This is a genomic window from Candidatus Avedoeria danica (genome assembly GCA_016703025.1).
In the GTDB taxonomy this organism is placed as follows: domain Bacteria; phylum Chloroflexota; class Anaerolineae; order Epilineales; family Epilineaceae; genus Avedoeria; species Avedoeria danica.
This window is the reverse complement of sequence record JADJCV010000004.1, coordinates 286,807-307,844: the sequence shown is the minus strand read 5'-3', so window position 1 is coordinate 307,844 and position 21,038 is coordinate 286,807. Positions and strand designations below refer to the sequence as shown.

Annotated in this window: 8 protein-coding genes; 5 read left to right on the top strand and 3 right to left on the bottom strand. The window is 71.0% G+C overall.

What is annotated here, in order from left to right; translation table 11 throughout:
* Positions 1-91: 91 nt before the first annotated feature.
* Positions 92-847: a hypothetical protein gene (locus IPG72_04670; protein ID MBK6768314.1), complete on the top strand. Its 756-nt coding sequence runs from the start codon at positions 92-94 to the stop codon at positions 845-847.
* A 413-nt stretch (positions 848-1,260) separates the two neighbouring features.
* Positions 1,261-3,714 carry a bifunctional salicylyl-CoA 5-hydroxylase/oxidoreductase gene (locus tag IPG72_04665; GenBank protein MBK6768313.1) on the top strand — a complete coding sequence of 818 codons (2,454 nt, stop codon included), beginning with the start codon at positions 1,261-1,263 and terminating at the stop codon, positions 3,712-3,714.
* Positions 3,715-4,102: 388 nt separating this feature from the next.
* On the opposite strand, the gene IPG72_04660 is transcribed toward IPG72_04665, so the two are convergent.
* Complete coding sequence (locus tag IPG72_04660) at positions 4,103-4,327, bottom strand: hypothetical protein (protein ID MBK6768312.1); 225 nt, start codon at positions 4,325-4,327, stop codon at positions 4,103-4,105.
* Positions 4,328-4,524: 197 nt separating this feature from the next.
* On the bottom strand, positions 4,525-5,178 hold the full coding sequence (locus IPG72_04655) for a hypothetical protein (protein MBK6768311.1): 654 nt from the start codon (positions 5,176-5,178) through the stop codon (positions 4,525-4,527).
* Positions 5,179-5,303: 125 nt separating this feature from the next.
* On the opposite strand from IPG72_04655, the gene IPG72_04650 reads away from it, so the two are divergent.
* Positions 5,304-17,582, top strand: a complete 12,279-nt coding sequence (locus IPG72_04650) for a hypothetical protein (GenBank protein MBK6768310.1) — start codon at positions 5,304-5,306, stop codon at positions 17,580-17,582.
* A 107-nt stretch (positions 17,583-17,689) separates the two neighbouring features.
* Positions 17,690-19,459, top strand: a complete 1,770-nt coding sequence (locus tag IPG72_04645) for a DEAD/DEAH box helicase (protein ID MBK6768309.1) — start codon at positions 17,690-17,692, stop codon at positions 19,457-19,459.
* A 28-nt stretch (positions 19,460-19,487) separates the two neighbouring features.
* Here the strand turns inward: IPG72_04645 and IPG72_04640 are convergent, their stop codons facing one another.
* Positions 19,488-19,940: a CoA-binding protein gene (locus IPG72_04640; GenBank protein ID MBK6768308.1), complete on the bottom strand. Its 453-nt coding sequence runs from the start codon at positions 19,938-19,940 to the stop codon at positions 19,488-19,490.
* Positions 19,941-20,045: 105 nt separating this feature from the next.
* Between IPG72_04640 and IPG72_04635 the strand changes: the two genes are divergently transcribed.
* Complete coding sequence (locus IPG72_04635) at positions 20,046-21,005, top strand: phosphotransferase (GenBank protein MBK6768307.1); 960 nt, start codon at positions 20,046-20,048, stop codon at positions 21,003-21,005.
* The last annotated feature ends 33 nt before the right edge of the window (positions 21,006-21,038 follow it).

Genomic DNA, 21,038 nt, shown 5'->3' with positions numbered 1-21,038 from the left:
GGGCGGCCGGCCCCACGACATGTGTACGCCCATCTCGCCGCTGTATCGCATGCCGCACATCTAAGAACATACGAACAAAGGAACAGAACCCGTGCAACTCGAACGCCTCGCCCGGTTTGTCCGGGCCCGCGTGCTGATCACTTCCCTCCTCGCCGCGCTCGCCGCGTTGATCGTGGCTGTCAACGGGCCGGTCCAGGCCGCCAACCAGAACTCCCTGGTGTTCCCACCGAACGCCCATCCCCACGGCCGGTCGCTCGGCGCGTGGGGCGGCGAGTGGTGGGCGTGGATGGGCCAGTATCCGTACGCCGTGAGCCCGATCGCCGACAGCGGCGTCGTCACGTACGGCGATGCCGACGAGCAGCCCGCCGGCAACGTGTGGTTCCTGGCCGGCACGTTCGGCGGCCCCGGTGAGCGCACGCTCACCGTGCCCAAGAACAAGGCCCTGCTCGTCCCGCTGATCAACTGGGATGTCTGGGCACCCGAAGACTGCTGGTGGATCGGGGCATCCGAGGAGCCCGACACGTGCAGCGCCGCCGACCTGCAAGGCTTCCTGGACACGTTCATGACCGAGAACGTCACCGGACTGTCGATGACCCTGGACGGCCAGGCGATCACCGGCCTGTTCGACTACCGCGCCAGCTCGGGTGCCTTCAGCCTCGACCTCCTCGCGGACTCGCTCTGGACGGACTTCGGGTACACGCCCGGCGTGCGCAACCCGAACATCAGCGACGGCTACTACGTGATGGTCAAGCCGCTGTCGGTGGGGGCGCATGAGCTGCACTTCACGGCCGACGTGGACGGCAGCACGTCGCAGGACATGACGTACCACCTGACCGTCGCGCCGTAGCCGCCCGGTCATCGGCCCGGGTCCGGCGGGACCCGGTCAGCGGTGCGGCGCGCGGGCCAAGGGCGACGTGCCACCGCCACCCCGCGAGACCCTGGCTCGCTTCATCGACCGGCGACGGCCGGTGAAGCGAGCCGTCGTAATACCACACCACCGTGTTTCGGCCGTGTCGTCCATCGCGACGCTCATGTATGGGCACCCACAAGGGGTGCCCATACATGAGCGTCGCACGGCCGCATGGCGGCGGATTGGTGCTAATCGCGGCCACGGCCACAGCGGCAGCGATCGCCATCGTCCACCTTGCCCCTCTCCGCCCGCTCGCTATCCTACTGGCCCCGGCTCGCCCGCCCACGTGGCGACCTCGCGCCCCGGCCGCCGCCCAGCCCGCTCCGATCGTTCCGCCCCGGAGACCGCCCATGCTCGCCCCCGCCTCGCCGACGACGCCCGCCCTCGGCCGAGCATCGCGCTCCTGGCCTGCGGACGGCCGCCCCAACCTGCTCCGCCCGCTCAAGGTCGTCGTCCTCGGCGCCGGCCCGGCCGGCCTGTACGCCGCGCTGCTGCTGAAGCGCATCGACGCGCGCCACGAAGTCACCGTCATCGAGCGCAACGCGCCCGAGGTGACGTTCGGATTCGGCGTCGTCTTCTCGTCCGAGACGCTTCAGACGCTGGCCGAGGCGGACCCGGAGAGCTACGCGGCCATCGAGGGCGCCTTTCGGTACTGGGACGACATCGACGTCCACGTCGGCGGCGAGGTCGTGACGAGCACCGGCCACGGGTTCTGCGGGCTGGCGCGGCGCGAGCTGCTCGTCATCCTCCAGGCGCGCTGCCGGGCGCTGGGCGTGCGGCTGGAGTTCGAGCGCGACATCGAGGACGTTGAGCGGTTCATCGCGGACGCGACGCACGGCGGCGCCGACCTCGTGATCGCCGCCGACGGCGTGAACAGCCGGGTGCGGGAGGCGCGCCGCGACGCGTTCCGGCCGACGGTCGGCTGGGGCGCGTGCCGCTTCACGTGGCTCGGGACGCCGCGGCCGATGACGGCCTTCACGTTCCTGTTCGCCGAGACGCAGTGGGGCCTGTTCCAAGCCCACGCCTACCCGTTCGAGGCGGATCTCGGCACGTTCATCATCGAGTGCCACGAGGACACGTGGCGCCGCGCCGGGCTGGACACCGCCGACGAGGCCGCGACGGTCGCGTTCGGGGAAGCGCTGTTCGCCGACTGGCTGGACGGCGCGCCGCTCATCTCCAACCGGTCGATCTGGCGGTCCTTCCCGACGGTCACGCTCCGCCAGTGGCACGACGGCAACGTCGTCATCCTCGGCGACGCGGCCCACACGGCGCACTTTTCGATCGGCAGCGGCACGAAGCTGGCGATGGAGAGCGCGATCGCGCTCGTCGACGCGCTGTGCGCCGTCGGTGTGGACGGGCCGGGGGGGGTGACGGGCGCGCTGCAAGCGTACGAGGACGCGCGCTGGGTCGAGGTCGGGCGGACGCAGACCGTGGCGCGGACGAGCCAGCACTGGTTCGAGACCGTCGCCGGGCGGATCGACGTGCCCCCCGTCCGCTTCGCGTTCGACCTCCTCACGCGCTCCAAGCAGATCACGTACGACAACCTCCTCCGCCGCGACGAGGGGTTCATCGGCCGCGTGCGCCAGGTGTTCCGCGACGTCGAGGGCGCGCCGACGGCCGGAGACGGCACGCCGCTCACGCCGATCTTCGCGCCCCTTTCGCTGCGCAGCCTCGAGCTCGTGAACCGGATCGTCGTCTCGCCGATGTGCCAGTACCTGTCGGAAGACGGTCTGCCGAACGATTGGCACATGGTCCACCTCGGGAGCCGGGCGATCGGCGGCGCCGGGTTGATCATCTCCGAGATGACGGACATCTCGCCCGAGGCGCGGATCACGCCGGGCTGCTGCGGGATGTGGAGCGAGCGGCATGCCGAGGCGTGGCGGCGCATCACGACGTTCGTCCATGGCCACAGCCAAGCCGCGATCGCCCTCCAGCTCGCCCATGCCGGCCAGAAGGCGAGCACGCGCGTCGGCTGGGAGGGCTACGACGAGCCGCTGCCGTGGCACAACTGGGACATCGTGGCCGCTTCCGCCGTGCCGTACCACCCGTTCAGCCAGGTCCCGCGGGCGATGACGCGCGCCGACATGGAGGCCGTGACGGCCGACTTCGTCCGCGCCGCTCTGCTGGCCGTCGACGCCGGCTTCGATATGCTCGAGCTGCACTGCGCGCACGGCTACTTGCTCTCGTCGTTCCTATCGCCCCTGTCCAACCGGCGCGTCGACGACTACGGCGGCGATCTGGCGAACCGCCTGCGCTACCCGCTCGAGGTCTTCGACGCCGTCCGCGCCGCGTGGCCCGCCGCAAAGCCGATGAGCGTGCGGATCTCCGCCACCGACTGGGTCGACGGCGGCAACGACGGCGACGACGCGGTGGCGATCGCCCGCGCCTTCGCCGCCCACGGCTGCGACATCGTCGACGTCTCGGCCGGCCAGACCGCGCCGTACGCGCTGCCGGACTACGGCCGGATGTTCCAGGTGCCGTTCGCCGAGCGGATCAAGAAGGAGGTCGGCATCCCGGTGATGGCCGTCGGCGCGATTCAAAATGCCGACCACGCGAACACCGTCCTGGCCGCCGGCCGCGCCGACCTGTGCGCGATGGCGCGGCCGCATTTGAGCGATCCGTACCTCACGCTTCATGCCGCGGCCAAGTACGGGCACGACGATCAGTGGTGGCCGGCGCCGTATTTGGCGGTGAAGCCGCGGGGGGGGCGGCCGGCGTACTCGCGGGCGCGGGAGCGGGCGCGGGAGGGCTTGCCGGGGGTGGTTGGGGTGGCAGGGGACGACAGCGACGTACGGCGGGTATAGACGGCGAGATCGATTGGATTGCTTGCAGCCAGCGCAGTCCAACCGTGTGGCCGGTCGCGAGGCGGGCGCGGCAAGTGGAGTGGGTTGGAAATGCAATGTTGATTCGTGTGGCGTTTCAACATTGAAACCGGTTGGGTTTCACCATAGAAAGCCCGGACGACTCAATATTGAAAGTCCGGGCGCTTCCATGTTGCGATTCGGGACCGAGCGATGCGGTCGTGTTCGTTGATCATGGCGGTGACCCGGCAGCTTCCGTACAACCGTCAGAACTTCGCGCAGCCGTTCGGCCTAAGGCCCTCACCCCCCGACCCCCTCCCCCAAGTCTGGGGGAGGGGGAGGATCACGGGTTGGACGACGGTAGGATCATTCTCGACGCGATAGGTCGCCATCAGTCGTTCTCGTCGGCGCCCAATTCAGCTGCGAACGCAGCGAACTCGCGCACGCGTGAGAGACCGGCCGCTTCGCGGGCATTGAGGTCCTCCACGAGCGCGTCATCGTCCCGTTCCTCGAGATACGCATCCACGAGTTGCTGGACGAGCAACTCCACGGACTTGCCCTGTCGGCCGGCTGCGTCGCGGATCTCGTCGGGAAGCATGACGGTCACTTTGAACATTCGCTTATCCTCCACGCTGCACATACCGTGAACGATACACGGTCGCAAGCCAGTTGGGCACCGGACCGCGTCCTCGTGGGCCACACCACCACGACGTCATAGGCCAAGCCCCGGCTGGACCGCCCGTCCCTGCTCCCTCCACCCGGTGTACTCACGAACGCGGGAGGGATTGCCGGCAGCCGGCAGCCGGCAGCGGTTCAACGGAATAGCCCTTGCCGCACGTTGACCTGCATGGTCGTTAGTGTCGACGCACAACTTCCGCGCAGCGATGACACGCTGACCGTGTTGCAAGCCGACGTGAAACCACGTCGTGCCCCGGTCACGATCGCCCGACGGAATCGCTGCGGACGGGCGGGATCCCTCAGGCTGAATGCGTACAGCTTCGAAGGGAGAAACCCCCGTGGGATGAACACGAAGGCAATACCGTCGCCAACACGGATGTTCGAGTCGTACGTCTCCTCTTCGAGACGGCCCGATACCATGCGAGGCGCAGACGGGTCCGCCAGGTCGTACGCAAACAGACCGGCGCTGGCAAAGTACAGCATGCTCGTTCGTGCGTCGACCGCGACTCCGCCCCCGTTCCGGGCCTGCGGCGGCAGCTCGACGGTCACGACATCGCGTGGCGCGGCCGGATCGCTCAGGTCCAACACTCGCAGGCCACCGTCGGCGAGATACACGTACGGGTCGAGCACGGCCAGTCCGCGCCCTTGGGGAGCCGCGTGCAGGGACGTCCGGCCCACCCAGCGCGGCGTCGCCGGGTCGATGACGTCGACGATCTCAATCGAGTTCCACCCCAATTGCTTCACCGACATGTCCCACGCGTTCACTGACAATGGTGCCACTTCGGCCATCCGAAAGAGCATTGCCCGCCACTGCGCTTGACCCACCCCCGCCACCCCCGCCACAATCGCGCTCGCCGGTCAGCCCTTCGCATGTCCCCGCGTGCCCCCCCGCCGATCGGCTCAAGGAGCCCCCGATGACGCGTCCCCCCCGCACCCACATCGCCCTCCGCACCTCCCTCCTGGCCGCCCTCCTGGCGGCCTTTGTCGTCGCCCCGCCGTCCCCCGACCGCGTCCACGCCGACGCCGCCTCCATCCTGCGCACGGCCTGGCAGCGCACCGAGCGCGTCGGCCGCTACGCCTTCGAAACCCGGCTGACGCAGACCACGCTGCCGCCTCCCGCGATCACGTCGGCCGGACGACAGGCCAAGGTCACGACGCTGTTCATGGACGGCACAGCGGACCGCCGGGCACAGCGCCTTGAGCTATCGCTGTGGCGGGACGGTGCCGCCATCGGCGACCCGGCCGAAGCGCTGGAGGTGCGCCTCGACGGCGTCGCCGCCAGCGCACGCGTGAAGGGCGGCGAGTGGCAGGCGCTGGACGATATCGACGGCGGCCTTGCGCAAACGGGCGACGCGGCCTCCTTCCTCGTGGCCGCCGAGCACGTGCGCCCGCTGGGAGCCGAGACGCGCGAGCTGCCGACGGCCTCGGGTACCACGCGCGAGGTGTCGTTCGAGCGCTACGCGTTCGCGCTCGACGGCGAGGCGTACGCCACGTACATGCGCGACCTCACCACGGACTACCTCCGATCGCACGGCGAACTGCCCGCCGGTGTGCGGCTCGGCACCGTCGACCGCTTCATGAACGTCGCCACCCGCGGCGAGGCCTGGATCGACGGCGATGGGCTGCCGCTGCGGATGACGCTGACGATGGAGCACCCACAGGCGCGCGACGGGACGCGCACGACGGTCGAGGTGCAGACGGACTTCACGGGGTACGGGGATGCGGCCGCGGCGGCCGGCGCCGTCGGCGCTGCCGGCGACTTCTGGACCCACCCGCTCGCATGGGTCGCCGATCATGCGCCCGGTGGCGCAACCGCAGCCGTCGCGACCTCGCTGGCCGCCGATACCGCGCTGTTCGTCCTCGTCCTGGCGCTCGGCTACGCCCTTCTCGCGCTCCGGCGACGGCGCCCGCGCCTGGCGTACCAGATCGTCGCGACGGTCATGGTGGCCCACTTGACCGTGATGCCGCTCGTCCAGACCGCGCTCACGACGCGGCAGATGGCCCGGTTCTTGGAGCGCTTCCCGCCGGCCGGGACGGCGCATGCGGCCGAAGCGAATGACCCGACGTCGGCATCCACGTCGGCCGCGATGTTCGCCGCAGCTTCGAGTGCGACGCCCGCCTACGCCTACCCGCTGACGCCCAGCTACGACGTCGCCGCCGACCTCGCCCCGCCGCCCGGCTCCCCTGCCGCCGCGCCCCCCGCCCGCGCCGCCGCCCAGGCCCCCGCCGGCGCCATCGTCGACCGCGACGGCGACGGCCTGAGCGCGGCGCTCGAACGCCTGTGGGGCACGAGCGACGCCGCGCCCGACACGGACAACGACAGCATCGCCGACTACGACGAGACGATCCTGTGCCCCGTCGCCGAGCCGTCCGACCCGTGGACGGCCGCCGAGCGCGCGAAGAACGCAGCGGCGAGCGGCTGCCCGAGCCCCACCAAGAAAGACACGGACGGCGACACGCTGACGGACGGCGAGGAGGTGCTGCACATCGGCACGGCGCCGAACGGCGTGGACACGGACGGGGACGAGATCGGCGACCCTACGGAGATCAAGGGCTATGCGCTCGGCGCGGCCGGGCGCGGCTACACGGACGCCCGGAACCCAGATTCCGATGGCGACGGGATACCGGACGGCATGGAGTGCCCCTCCATGCGCGACATGCCGGACCCGCCCGACCCGTACGCGTCGTCGTGGACACCGACGCTCGCGTGCGTTGACTCGGGCGTGCAGGACGCGCCCGACGTACAAAGCATCGACAACGACGGGGACGGCGTGCCGAACCGGTTCGACACGTCACCGTTCGTCGGCGCGACGACGGTGTTCGACGATGCGAACCCGCTGCAGCTCGAGATCGCCGGCCTGCAGCCGGGCATGCCGGTCGTCGTCGACATCCAGCTGCGGCCGACGAACGCGAAGCAGCTCTCGTTCGCCCAGAACGTCCTGGACTGGCCGACGGGCGACGTCCAGGGCCAGATCCAGCGCCGGCTGGACAACACGATCGGCAACACGTTCCCGGTCGACCCGGCGACGCCAGGGCTGAACCCCGATCCGTCCGACCCGGCGTTCAGCGGCGACATGCGCGTCTCGCCGATGCTCGAGATCACGCTCCCCGGTGGTTCGACGGATCTCCCGCGCACGTCGGCGCGGGCCAGCGTGACGCTCGACAACGCCGGCGAGGTCGTCGGCCGCGTCGTCTTCGGCAACAAGATGCAGGACGAGACGACGATCGAGTCCGCGCAGGCCACGCTCGACGCGCTCATCGGCGACGCGGCGACGCTCTCCGTGGTCAAGGGCCGCTGCGGCGCCGCCGGGAGCGCCGCCGGGAGCACCGTCGCGACGGGCGCCGTTAACCTGACCGACGCGCAGCACCTACCGCTGCCCACCGTCGCCACGCTCGGCCACCTCGCCAACGGCCAGCACGTGGCCGTCCTCGAGGTCGGCATCGTCCCGTATTGCGCCCCGATCCCGAGCCTCATCGAAGGCGAGACGACGATCGCGGTGGCCTTCCAGCGCACGACGCCCGCGCAGGTCGACGAGGTCGCCACGCTCGAGATCGCGCAGCAGGGTCCCGCCCGGACGGACCTCGTGTTCGCGTTCGCCGACCTGGCGAAGCGCTACGACGTTCGGATCCGCGATGGGCGGTGCGGGAAGTTCGGCGCCGAGAACCTGCTGATCGCCGGCCTGCAGGGCAACGTGACGCGAACGCTCGGCGGAACGAACGCGGTCGATCTGGTGGACGGCAAGCACGTGATCACCGTCGACGAGGGGACGAAGACGGTGGCGTGCGCGCCGCTGGGCAACATCGTCAGCGGCTTCGGCGGCGGGTCGAACCAGATCGACATGATCGACGCCGCGCCGCTGCAGAGCTACCAGATCACGGTCCACGAGGACGCCGACGGCAACCTCGTGGCGATCGCGCCGCTCGTGCGGACGGTCGACAGGCAGACGGGCGCGCCGGTGGCGTTCAACGCCAGCATGCTCTATCGGCTTGGGGCGAGCGCGACGCTGCGCCACGAGGTCCGGGTGCTGTGGCTCGTGTCGATGGTGAACGACGACGGCGAGATGCAGGTCGTCCATCAGTACGCGAACGAAGGATGGCGGCTGACGGGCGTCGGCGTGCGCGAGGAGCACGGTATCGACGTCGCGGTGGCCTATGAGGATCCGGCCGTCGACGAGCGGGTCCAGACGGACGCCGATCCGGAGACGGCGCAGCACCTCGAGGTCGAGGACGATCTCTGGGCATTGGCCAACGGGCTCGAGGGCACGTTCGTCGGCAACCGGACGAACGAAGTCGGCGCGCGGACGATGACGGTCACCGAGATCGCCAAGCGCTGGGAATCCCAGCCGGGCGACTACACGGACGTCGAGCGCTGGAACATCGCCCCCGACACGCTGAACGTGCGCACGTTCCGCTACGACGGAACGGCGGGCCTCGGCGCCCTCGGCGCGACGGAGATCCCGTCGATCTTGAATGCCGAGTTCGCCGAGGGCACGCGCGACGTCCCCGACCTGGCCGGCAACCCGCAGACGACGCTCGTCCCGACGCTGCTCCTGGCGACCGAGTCGCGCAGCCGCAGCCTGAACCTCGATGCGGCGGCGCCCGACGGCGGCGCACCGGCGCTCGCATCGCTATCGGGCGGCACGGTCGCCCTCCACCTCGACCCCGCCCGCGTCGAGGCGACGACGACCGCGTCGATGAGCTGGAAGCCGTACCGCTACGACGTGACCGTGGCCGGCTGGACGATGGTCCCGCTGGAGGAGTACTGGCGGCGGATGGAGAAGGTGCTCACGCCGCTGAAGGCGTTCAAGGACCAGGCGGCCCGCGGCGCCGAGGGGCGGTACGAGACGGCGGCGGACATCGCGATCGCGCAGGTGGCGTACACCCGGCTGTTCGCCGGCGTGGCGCGGGTGATCCAGATCGGCAACCTCACGTTGACGGCGGGCGAGACGCCCGAGGACGTCGAGCTGGCCCGGATCGGCGAGCTGTCGGCGCTGGCCAAGGACGAGATCGGCGACCGGATCATCGACTTCGTGATCGAGACGAGCGAGCCGTTCATCGAGGAGTACAAGGAGCACAAGCGGCGCAACCGGATCAACAGCTTCGTGGGCTTGAAGGCGGAGCCCTACAGCTTCCGCGGTGCCATCGGGCGGATGAAGCTCGGCGAGACGACGGACGAGGCGATCGAGGAGGCGGTTGGCGACTTCGCCGACGACACGTTCACGGAGTGGAAGCAGAGCCTCGCCACGCACGGGCCGACCGCGCTGCGCGGCGCGCTGATCATGTCCACGCTCATCGGCAGCTTCGTGAACGCCGAGGTCGATCCCGAGGTCGGCGTCACGGCCGAGAACGTCGTCGGGCTGACGCTGCAGGGGATTCAGGCGGCAGACGCGATGATCGAGTTCTACCGGCTCAAGCAGGCGTTCAACGCGTTCAAACTGGAGAACCCGAGCAGCCCGACGTTCAAGGCGTTCCTGCGCGAGGTCGACACGAGCGCGTCCCAGCGCGTCTCGGGCGCGGTCGGGTGGCTCGTGAGCACGGGCCTCTCGTTTGGATTGTTCTTCGAGGGCGTGGCGCGCTCCGGCATCGAGGTGGGCGGTGCCGAGTTCAACGATCAAATCGTCGACGTCGTCGCCGAGTCGCTGCTGGACGGCGTGCTCGCCGCGATCGCCCTGACCGGCTGGGGCACCCTCGCCGTCGCGATCATCTCCCTCATCGACGCCTTCGTCACCCTTGTCTGCAGCGCCTGGCCGCCCGACGAGGACGACGTGATCGCGACCGGCGCCTGCATGGGCATCCAGGGGTTGCTGGCCGAGGCGATCGCGACCGCGATCTACGACGAGACGGACGTCGTCGACCTCTCCAACCCGAACCGCCTCACGTTCCGCCGCTTCAGCCCGTACCTGGACGATCCCGTAAAGGCGTTCGTGCCGGACGCGACGCTGAACGTGGAGCTCACCGTGCGCAACACGATCACCCGCACCGAACCGTACGGCATCGGCCAGGAATACCCCCACCAGTTCGACGAAAGCCACGCAAAGGAATCGGCGTTCGCCTACGCCGTCACCACGGATCAGGAACCGAGCAGCATGCCGAGCGTGAAGATCGGCGACACGATGGACTGGACGGTCACGGACCGCGTGCTCCACTTCGACCGCGACGTCATCGGTACGCCGGCCCTGGCGAACGAAACCGGGATCAACCAGCCCGTGAACGCCTGGCTGGCCGAGGCGTTCGAGATCAACGTCCAGCAGTGCGCCGGCCTCGGCGTTGCGGCATGCTGGGTCAAGACGCGCTCGGACGATCAGTTCATCGACCTCGGCCTGGCCTTCGACGTCTTCCCGACGACCCTCGACGCGTTCTACACGCTCACCCCCAAGGGGCCGCCCGACGAGCGGGGCCAGGCGCTCGCCTGGGGCCAGACCGGGCCGCTGACGTTCCCGGTCCTGGCTGATGCGGACGGCGACGGCCTCCACCGCTCGTTCGACCCCGACGACCGCACACACGACGTGGACGGGGACGGCGTGCCGGATCTGCGCGAGAAGCAGATCGGCACGGACCCGCTGCGCTCCGACACGGACAGCGACGGCCTCGGCGACGCCGCCGAGCTGCGCCGGGACACGGACCCCCTCCTGGCCGACACGGACGGCGACGGGCTGCGGGACGATGCCGAGTTGGCCGGGTGGCGGATCACGTACAACACGAAGGGCGACTCGACCTGGGTGTTCCCGGCGCCGCGCAACCGCGACGCCGACAGCGACGGGATTCCCGACGGCCGCGAGCAGGCGCTCGGCTTCAGCCCGTGGACGGTGAACGACGGCCGCGTGCTGAACTACTCCACCGAGCTGCGCGAGCCGACCGCGCCGTCCATCTTGATGCGCTTCGACGAGCCCGGCGGCGCGACGACGGTTCCCGACACCGCCCAGCCCGGCAGCCCGTTCAATGGCTACTGCACCGCCCCGAGCTGCCCGGTTACGGGCCACAGCGCGCAGATGGGCAACTCCGCCCTGTTCGACGGCGTGGACGATCACTTCTCGCTCGGCACCGTGCCCGAGATCAGCGCGCTGACGAACGATTTCATCGTCTCCGCGTGGATCATGCCCGGGCGCGTCACCGGCCGGCAGCGCATTGTGGGCCTGTCGCGCGACGCCCGTTCCGACGGCTTCGGGTTCGGGCTCAGGGACGACGGCCTGGTGTTGACGTTCTACGACGTCGCGGAGTTCATCGCCCCCGCCATGGGCATCGGCGTGGACGAGTGGACGTGGGTGGCCGCGTCGGCCGAGCGGGTCGTGGACCCGGGTTCGGGCGAGGTATCGACGAGGGTGCAGTTCTTCGCCGCGCGGCTCGTGGGCAGCGACACGGACGGGGCGGAGAAGACCGTCACATCGCCCGAGGACGGCGCGCGGCCGGACTTGGGCGAGCCGCTCCAGATTGGCGGCGTCTTCACGACGAACGCGTCGCCCGGCGCGGTGCCGCCGCGCGTGACGGAGGCGTTCGAGGGGCGGATCGACGAGGTCGTCATCGTGCGGGAGCCGCTGCGCTCGGGCGACAACGTCGAGGCGCGGCTCAAGCTCCAGATGCTCGGGATCTACAACCTGGACGACGGCGTCGTCGCGCCGGGCCAGCGGATCGTGCACAAGACGGCGCTGACGAACCGGCTGCTGAGCAAGAACGTTGTGGGGCTGCTGAAGGTGGACGTCCCGGACGTCCTCACGAGCGACGCGCCGCCGTACGAGAACTTCACCCTTGGCCCGGCCGTCGAGAACGCCCAGACGCCGGCGGAGCAGAAGATCCTGCACCCGATGACCGTGCGCGCCGACGCGGCGTCGGGCGACCACGACGTGGCACAGGACATGGCGGCCACCATCGACCGGCGGACGGTGCCGCTCGGGAACCTCGAGGACAAGGCTTTCGCTTCCTCGATCCTGTACGACCTGGACCGGGCGTTCGTCCTGAACCAAAACACGCGCGACCCGAACAACCGCCCGATCAGCGCCGAGGGCGCGCGGTACGACGGCGGGGACATCACGGTGGCCGCGTGGCTGAACTGGTGGGACCAAAGCTGGATCGGGACGACGGGGGGCGTGCGGCACGGGATCATGGGCGCCGAAGCCGGCCGGGACCAGCCGGGCGAGGGCGGGCCGTGGATGCCGAAGTCGACGAGCGAGATGTCGCGCCGGGCCTTCCCGTCGCTCCTCGTCGAGGACGGTCGCATCGTCTTCGGCTTCGGCTGCACGGACCCGGACAACGGGTGGTGCGAGGCCACGTCCACCCAGGCCTACGTGAACAAGAACGAAGACGTCCACGTGGCCGTCAGCTACGACAAGGCGGCCCAACGGGCGAAGCTCTACATCAACCAGGCGTACAAAGAGGACCTGGTGCTGACCGGCATGGTGCCGCGGAGCGCCGAGGGCTTCCTCGTCGGCTCGGCCAGTGCGTTCAACTACGCCATTCTGCCGGTCCTGAACGCGTGCCCCGTCGGTCGGGGGCAGTACATGCTGGCCATCACCGCCGACGACCCTGCCCGCCCCCGCCCCGAGTGGCCGCTCGTGACGCTGCCACCGCCCGGCGAAACGGAGCTGCTCGAACCGGTGCGCTTCCAGCGCAGCTTCTCCGCCGCTTGGCCAACCGGCAAAGGGGCCCGACTGGACTACCTGTCGATCTACGACCTTGACGAAGACATCCACGGCAACCTGACCGAGCCGGCGCAGGCGATCAGCGCCGACGGCTGCGCGAACGTCAGGGTGCAGCGGCACACCGTCACCCCGTTCTCCGGCCGGATCTGGGACCTCGAGGTCTACGGCCGGGCGCTGAGCCAGGCCCAGATCACCGACCTCGTCGAGAGCAACTCGACGATCGTGCGCTATAAGCTGGACGAGGTACCGGGTCAGACGCGCTTCGAGGACTACGTCGGCGGATCGAGCGCATCGTGCGAAGGGCAAGGCTGCCCGACGGTCGGCGTGCGCGGGCGCGAGAACCTGGCGGCCAGCTTCGACGGCGTGGACGACCGGATCACGGATGCCAAAGCCTGGGCGCTGCTCGTGAGCTACCTCCAGACGGCGACCGCCAGCGGCTACTCGATGGGCGCGTGGGTCCGACCGGGCATGGCGCAGCAGTCCGGTGCCTTCCTGTCGGCCAAGTTCCAGGACACCGTCGCCGCTGAGCTTCGCGCCGTACCCGTCGCCGGCAAGCCCGACCGTGTCCGCTTCTGGTTCGGCCAGGGCGACGGCTTCCCGTTCGCGTTCCCGACGAACGAGTACGCGCGCGCCGACTGGCATCACGTCGTCGTCACCGTGGACCGCCGCCAACCCACCGCTAGGGGGCAGCTGTACGTGGACGGCGCGGCCGTCGGCCCGCTGTTCACGGGCGTGCTGCCCGGCCTGAACCTCACGATCGGCAGCGCCGAGGGCGGCGCGCGGCCGTACGAGGGGCTGATCGACGACGTCGTCGTCGGCAAGGGCTTCCTCGACACGGCGGGCGTGCGCACCCTGATGAACAGCGTCCCCTATCACACGCTCACGATGGACGACCCGCGGCCGGAGACCCTCAGCTGGGGCGCCGAGCTCGCCGCGGGCCAGATCAACGAGTCGCGCCAGTTCGTCGAACCGTCGGACCGCGCGATCATCGGCGACGCAGGGCAGTTCAACCTGTACGGCAGCGAGTTCACGCTGTCGGCCTGGGTGCTGGGCGACGCGTTGGGCGGCGCCGTCGGCGACCAGGTGTTCCGGCCGATCGTCACAGCGGACAGCGGGGCGCGGAACCCGTTCTTCGGCCTTTTCAACGGCCGGCCGTACGCTTATGTCGAGTCGGACGGCAAGACGAACACCGTGGTCGCAGACCACGAGATCCCGCCCAACCTCTGGACCCACGTCGTGTTCCGCCGCACGACCGACCCGCTGCGCGACAACGCCGAGGCGATGGACCTCTTCGTGAACGGCTCGCTCGTCAAGCAGGCCACCGGCTTGCCGAAGGTGACGGGCCCCGCGACCCCGCCGCAGGTCACCGTCGGCGGCAGCGCGAACAGCAGTTGGCGCGGCCGGCTGGACGAGGTGACGTTCTACAAGTCGGCGCTGAACGACGAGGACATCGCCCGATTGTTCAACTTCCAGAACACCTGGATCGATGAGCGCAGCACCGCCCCGCTGACCGTCGACGGCACGCCGCCGACCGCTGCGTTCGCGCAGTCCGGCGAGTACGTGCCGCTCGGCGAACCGAGCACGCTCGCGATCGACACGCACGACGTGCATTCTGCCGCGCAGCTCGCGGTGCTGGAGTTCAAGCGACCGGGCCAGCCTGTCAGTTACGTGTGGGGCCTGCCGTGCCGCGACGCGGTGGACGGCAGCACGATGTGCGCCACGTTCGACCCGCCCGTCGAGGGCCGCTACGACGTCACGGTGAACGCCGTCGACGCGGTCGGCAACGTGAAGGACCACCGGTCGTCCGGAGGATCGGGCGCGCCTTTCCACGTGATCGTCGACGGCACGGCCCCCGCGTTGACGCTCGCGCCGCAGCCGCAGGCGCCGTTCCGCCCGACCGCCGACCCGGCGGACCCCGCCCGTTGGACGCTCGGCCTGGCCGGCACGGTGACCGACCCGCCGATCGGCGCCGACCCCGGCAGCGGCGTGGCCCACGTGGAGGTGACCGTCCGCGACGCCAACGGCGTGCCGCTCGGCGAGCCGCCGCTGCAGCGCGCGATCGTCGTCGGCGGCAACTGGCACCTGGCTTACACGCTGCGCATGGACCAGCCGACGGGCACGTTCAGCGGCGAGGTGACGGCGGTGGATCGCGTGGGCACGACGACGGTCCTGGCGATTCCGCCGTTCCAGTTGGATTCGACGGATCCGGCGACGGAGCTAACGGGGGTGGGTGGGGGGGGGACAGAAGGGACCAAAGGGACCAAAGGGACCAAAGGGACCAAAGGGACCAAAGGGACGAGTGTTGCCGACGTGGCGCAGGCGACGCAACAGATTCCTATCGATCTGGGGTATCTCGGTGCCTCGTCGCTGCTCCTAGGGACCGCCAATGAACAACCCAGCGGCTTGGAGGCCCAGGACACGGTCGCTGGAATTGCGCGGGTGCAGGTTACCCTTGAGCCGCTCTTCGGGCACGGCTCGTCCTTCGTCAACCGCGGCCTGCCCGACAACGTCCTGCTTTACCTGCCCCTTGACAAGAGCGGCCAAGCGGCCGATGCATCCGCGCAAAGCCACGCCGACCTCGTCGCCGGCCGATCCGCCGCCTGCGCCGCCCCGAACTGCCCCCAGCCCGGCATCGCCAGCCGGAGCGGCCAGGCGCTGCGCTTCGACGGCGCGGATGACGGCCTCTCCTTGCCCCACGACCCGGCGATCGGCGCGCTGACCAGCGACTTCACCGTCGGGGCCTGGATCCGGCCCGAGGGACGAGGCCCCGTCCGCCGGATCGTCTCCAGCCCGCGCACCGATAACGCGGAAGGCTGGAGCTTCGGCCTGAGCGGCAGCCGGCTGAGGCTGACGAGCTGGTTCGTCCAGGACTACGACAGCGCACCGGACGTGATCACGCCCCGCGTCTGGCAGCACGTCGCCGTCCACCTGACCGCCGACAACGACGCCGAGTTCTACGTGAACGGCCGCCTGGTGGAGACCGTCGCCGGCGATCGTCCGGCCACCGCCGATGCGGACAGCCCGCTGCTCATCGGCACCGCCAGCCTGACCGGCGACCCCGCCTCGCGCGAGGCGTTCGACGGCGCGATCGACGAGGTCTTCGTCGCCCGCGGCCGGATCGCCGCCGCGGACTGGCCGACGATCCTGGGTCTCGGCCCGACGCTGCACCTCGGCTTCGACGAACCGCACATCGTCGCCGGCGGCGCGCTGGCGGACGCGGGCGCGCTTGGCGCGGAGGCGGTCTATCGCCCGTTCACGGCCGACGACACCGCGAACCACGCCCGCGCGGGCACCGTCGGCGCCGGCGCCCTCGAGCTCACGCCGGCGTCCGACGGCTTCGTCGTCGCGGCGCCGACGGGCGGGCTGCCGGCGGACGGCGAGTCGTATTCGATCGCGCTGTGGCTCGAGGACATGAACCAGGGGCGATTGGCGTACGGCGGCAACACCGTCGGGTTCGACGGCGGCGGGCTGTCGCCCGAGATCCACGACTTGGTGTACCCGGCGCAAGTCGGCGACGCGCGCGGCTGGCACCACTACGTCGTCGTCTGGGACGACGTCGCCGGCGCGCTGTCGACGTATCAGGACGGCGTGCTGCTGCGGAGCGACGTCATCACCGGCGGCTCCGGTGTGGGCGCCGGCGCCGCCGAGCTGCGCTTCGTCCACCAGAGTCCGACCCAACGCTATGCGCTCGACGATCTGCGGGTCTACCGCCGCGCCCTCCCGCCGCTTGAGGTGGCCGCGCTGGCGGCTGCGCGCTGGACGGATGCGACGGTGGCCGGCCTCGGCGCCGACCCGATCGAGGCGGCAACGTGGTCGACCGGTCTGCCGTCCGGCGTCGAGGGCTACTACGACGTGAAGGCCCGCGGCGTCGACGCCCTGCTCAACTTCGACGCCGAGCCGAAGGCGCTGTGGAGCGGTATCGTGGACACGCTGGCGCCGCGCTTTCTGGGCGGGTTTGCCCAGCCGGACGACGGCGGGATCGGCTTCGAGCTGCGGTTCGAGGACTTCAGCCTTGACGCGAGCCACGTGCAGCTGCCGGGCGACTGCGGCAACGCGGTCGTCGTCGACGCGGCGCCCTACCGCTCGCCGTGGCACCTGGCGCTGGCCGAACAGCTGGCGGACGGGGCAGCCGGCGATCGGCTGAAGGCACGGACGTACGCGGCCGTGATCCGGTGCCACGCGACGTACGTCGTGAGCGGTGCGTCGATGTCCGTCTGCGACCACGCCGGCAACTGCACGAGCTTGCGCTACGACGGCCCGAGCGTCGGCTCGCCGCCGCCGCCCACGCCGACGCCGACCACCGGACCTTCGCCGTCCGCCACCGTGCCGACGGCCGGCCCGACGCCCTCTGCCACACGGCCGGGGCCCGCGACGGCGACCGCCACGCGGCGGCCCGGCGGCCCGACGGTCGCCATCCCGACGGCCACGCCGCCCGGACCGCGGCCGACGTCAGCGGGGCCGACCGTGACCCCGGAGGCGACGAAGGAGCCGGGACAAGGACAGGGGGGGCGCATCCACCTGCCCGTGCTCAAAAAGGAGGCGTCGACGGGCAGTCCGTGATCGCCGGCCGGCCGATGATGGTCGAGTTCCGCGCCCAATCCTGCCGAGCGTGCTACTGTAGACGGTCGACCGGACGCCCCCGGCACGCCAACCCGAGGCCATTGACGATGACCGACCTGCCCCAAACCCCGCCCCCCTCCGCCTTCGCCGACCTCGGCCTCGACCCCCGCCTCCTGGCCGTGCTGTCCGACCTCGGCTACGAGGAGCCCACGCCCATCCAACGCGAGGCGATCCCGGTCCTCGTCGCCGGCCGCGACCTCGTCGGCCAGGCGGCCACCGGGACGGGCAAGACCGCCGCCTTCGCGCTGCCCATCCTCGGCGCGCTGCGCGCCGAAGGCGCCGACCTCGTCGGTCCGGGACCGCACGCCCTGGTCCTCGTGCCCACGCGCGAGCTGGCGGTCCAGGTGGCCGAGGCGCTGCACCGCTACGGCAAGGCCCTCGGCGTCTCCGTCCTGCCGGTGTACGGCGGCCAGGCGATCAGCCAACAGCTGCGCGCGCTCCACCGCGGCGTCGACATCGTCGTCGCCACCCCCGGGCGCGCCGTCGACCACCTCAAGCGCGGCTCGCTCGTTCTGGAGAGCGTGCGGACCGTCGTGCTGGACGAGGCGGACGAGATGCTGGACATGGGCTTCGCCGAGGACCTCGAGGCCATCCTGTCCACGACGCCCGCGACCCGCCAGACCGTCCTCTTCTCGGCGACGCTGGCGCCGCGCGTGGCGGCGCTGGCCAAGCGGCACCTGCGCGAGCCCGTGACGATCAACGTCCAACGCGAGGCCGCCGCGGCGGGCGAGGCGCCCCTCGTCCCGCAGGTGGGCTACCTCGTCCAGCGGGCGCACAAGCTGAACGCCCTCGGGCGGATCCTGGACATGGAGCCGCCCGGCTCGGCGATCGTCTTTTGCCGAACCCGGACGGAAGTGGACACGCTGACCGAGGCGCTGAACGCCCGCGGCTACCGCGCCGAAGCGCTGCACGGCGGCCTGTCGCAGGAGCAGCGCGACCGCGTCATGCGGCGCTTCCGCGACGAGACGACCGACCTGCTCGTGGCCACCGACGTCGCGGCGCGCGGATTGGACATCGAGCACGTCTCCCACGTGATCAACTACGACGTGCCGGTCTCGCCCGAGGTCTACCTCCACCGCATCGGCCGAACGGGCCGCGCCGGCCGCGCCGGCATGGCGATCACGCTGGCCGAGCCGCGCGAGCGCCGGCTGCTGCGAAACATCGAGCACTTCACCGGTCAGCGGATTGAGCAAGCCACCGTGCCGACCGTCGCCGACCTGCGCGCGCGGCAGATGCAGCAGACGCGCGCCGCCGTCGAGGAGGCGCTCGAGGAGGGCGATTTCGACACCTTCCGGGTGATCGTCGACGCGCTGTCCGACAGCTACGACGTGATGGACATCGCCGCGGCCGCCGTGAAGCTGGCGCACGCGGCGCAGGCCGGGGCGGGCGACGCCGAGGAAATCCCGGCGGCGATGATGCGCGAGCCCTACGCCCCGCCGAGCGGGCGCGGCCAGGGCCGGCCGCGGGGCGACGACAGGCCGGCGCGCGGCGGGGGCTTCGGCGGTGGTGCCGGGGGCACGTTCAGCAGCGGCGGGAGCGCCGGCGGCCGCGGGCGCCGCGGCACGACGCCGTGGCAGGTGGCGCGGATCTTTATCGGCGCCGGCCGCACCGCCGGCGTCCGCCCGGCCGACCTCGTCGGCGCGATCGCGAACGAGGCCGGCGTCAGCCCACGGCTCATCGGGGCGATCGAGATCGCGGATCGGTTCGCGATCGTCGAGGTTCCCGACGAGATCGCCGCGTCCGTCGTCACGGCGCTCGGCGCGGCGACGATCCGTGGACGACGGGTGGAGGTACGCCTCGAGACCGCCGCCCGGTAGGGGCGCGGCCCGGATGGGTCGGACGAGATCACCCGTCCGTACGGTCTCCGGCGCCCGCCCCCGGCCCGCGCCGGTTGTGGGCCACGAGGATGCAGGCGTGGATGACATCCATTCCGTGGGCCGTTGCCCAAGCGGCCGCGGCGGCATCCTCGGCGCCCGGCTGGAACCAGACCGCCTTGGCCCCCGCTGCGTGCGCGTCCTGCACGACGGCCAGCGCCCGGTCGGGCGGCACGACGAGGTTCACGACGTCGGGCGCCTCCGGCAGGTCGGTGACGCGGGCGTAGGCCGTGTCGCCCTCGATGATCGCCTGATGCCGGTTCACGGCGTAGACGCGGTAGCCGGCCTCGCGGAGGGTGCGGTAGATCCGGTTGCCGTACTTGTGCCGGGCGTTGGAGGCGCCGACGACGGCCCAGACGGGCAGTTCGGCGTAGTGGTCGGCATCGTGTCCGATGGACGCGGCTTCGGTCGCGGTGGCGTTCACGTGCGCTCCTGGGCGGCTTGATCAGGCGTCGTCATTGTAGGCCCGCGATGCATCGCCGGGTGATCCGCCGGTGGCGCATCGTCGCAAGTCGAGGAGGATCCCCCGATGCCGATTCCGCCCACTCTCCGCCAGACCCTTCACGATATCCACGGCCCAGCCGCCCTCACGTGGCTCGACGGCCTCCCCTCCCTCCTCGTCGCATGCGGCCAACGGTGGCGCCTCACCGTCGAGCCGCCGTTCGCACCGCTCAGCTACGCCTATGTTGCCCCGGCGGTGCGCGACGACGGGTCGCACGTCGTGATCAAGGCGGCACCGCCCGGGCGCGGCCTTGCGGCGGAACGCGCCGCGCTGCAGGCATTCGGCGGCCGCGGCGCGGTCGAGCTGCTGGCGTCCGACGAGGCACACGGCGTGCTGCTCCTGCGGCGGGTCCTGCCGGGCACGTCGCTCACCGAATGGGTCGATGCCGGTCGGGACGACGATGCGACGAGGGCGGCGGCCGAGGTCATGCGGGGCCTCTGCCGCCCGCCGGTCGCGGCGGCCTTCGCGTGGCCGACCGTCGCCGACCGGGCGCGCGGCCTCGATCGGCTCCGCGCCCGTTTCGACGGCGGCACCGGACCGCTGCCGGCCGGTCTCGTCGGGCGCGCCGAGGCGACGTTCGCCGAGCTGATCGCGGGGTCGGCACCGGCCGCGCTCCTCCACGGCGATCTGCACCACGGCAACATCCTCCGCTCAAGCGCCGGCACACAAGCCAAAGAGAACGACGCTTCGCCCTCCGGCTGGTTGGCGATCGACCCGCAGGGCGTCCTCGGCGAGCCGGCCTACGAGGTCGGGGCGCTGCTGCGCAACCCGCTGCCGTGGCTGCTGTCGGGCGGGCAGCGACGGGCACGGCAGATTTCGGCGCGTCGGATCGCGATCCTGTCCGAGTCGCTCGCGCTCGATCGCGAGCGGCTCGCGGCCTGGGGCGCGGCGCAGGCGGTGTTGAGCGCGTGGTGGTCGGTCGAGGACCACGGATGGGGGTGGGAGGGGGCAATCGAGGTGGCCGACGCGCTGTTCGATCTGCGCTGACGCGGCCTACAGGTTGCGATGCACCCGTGTTGC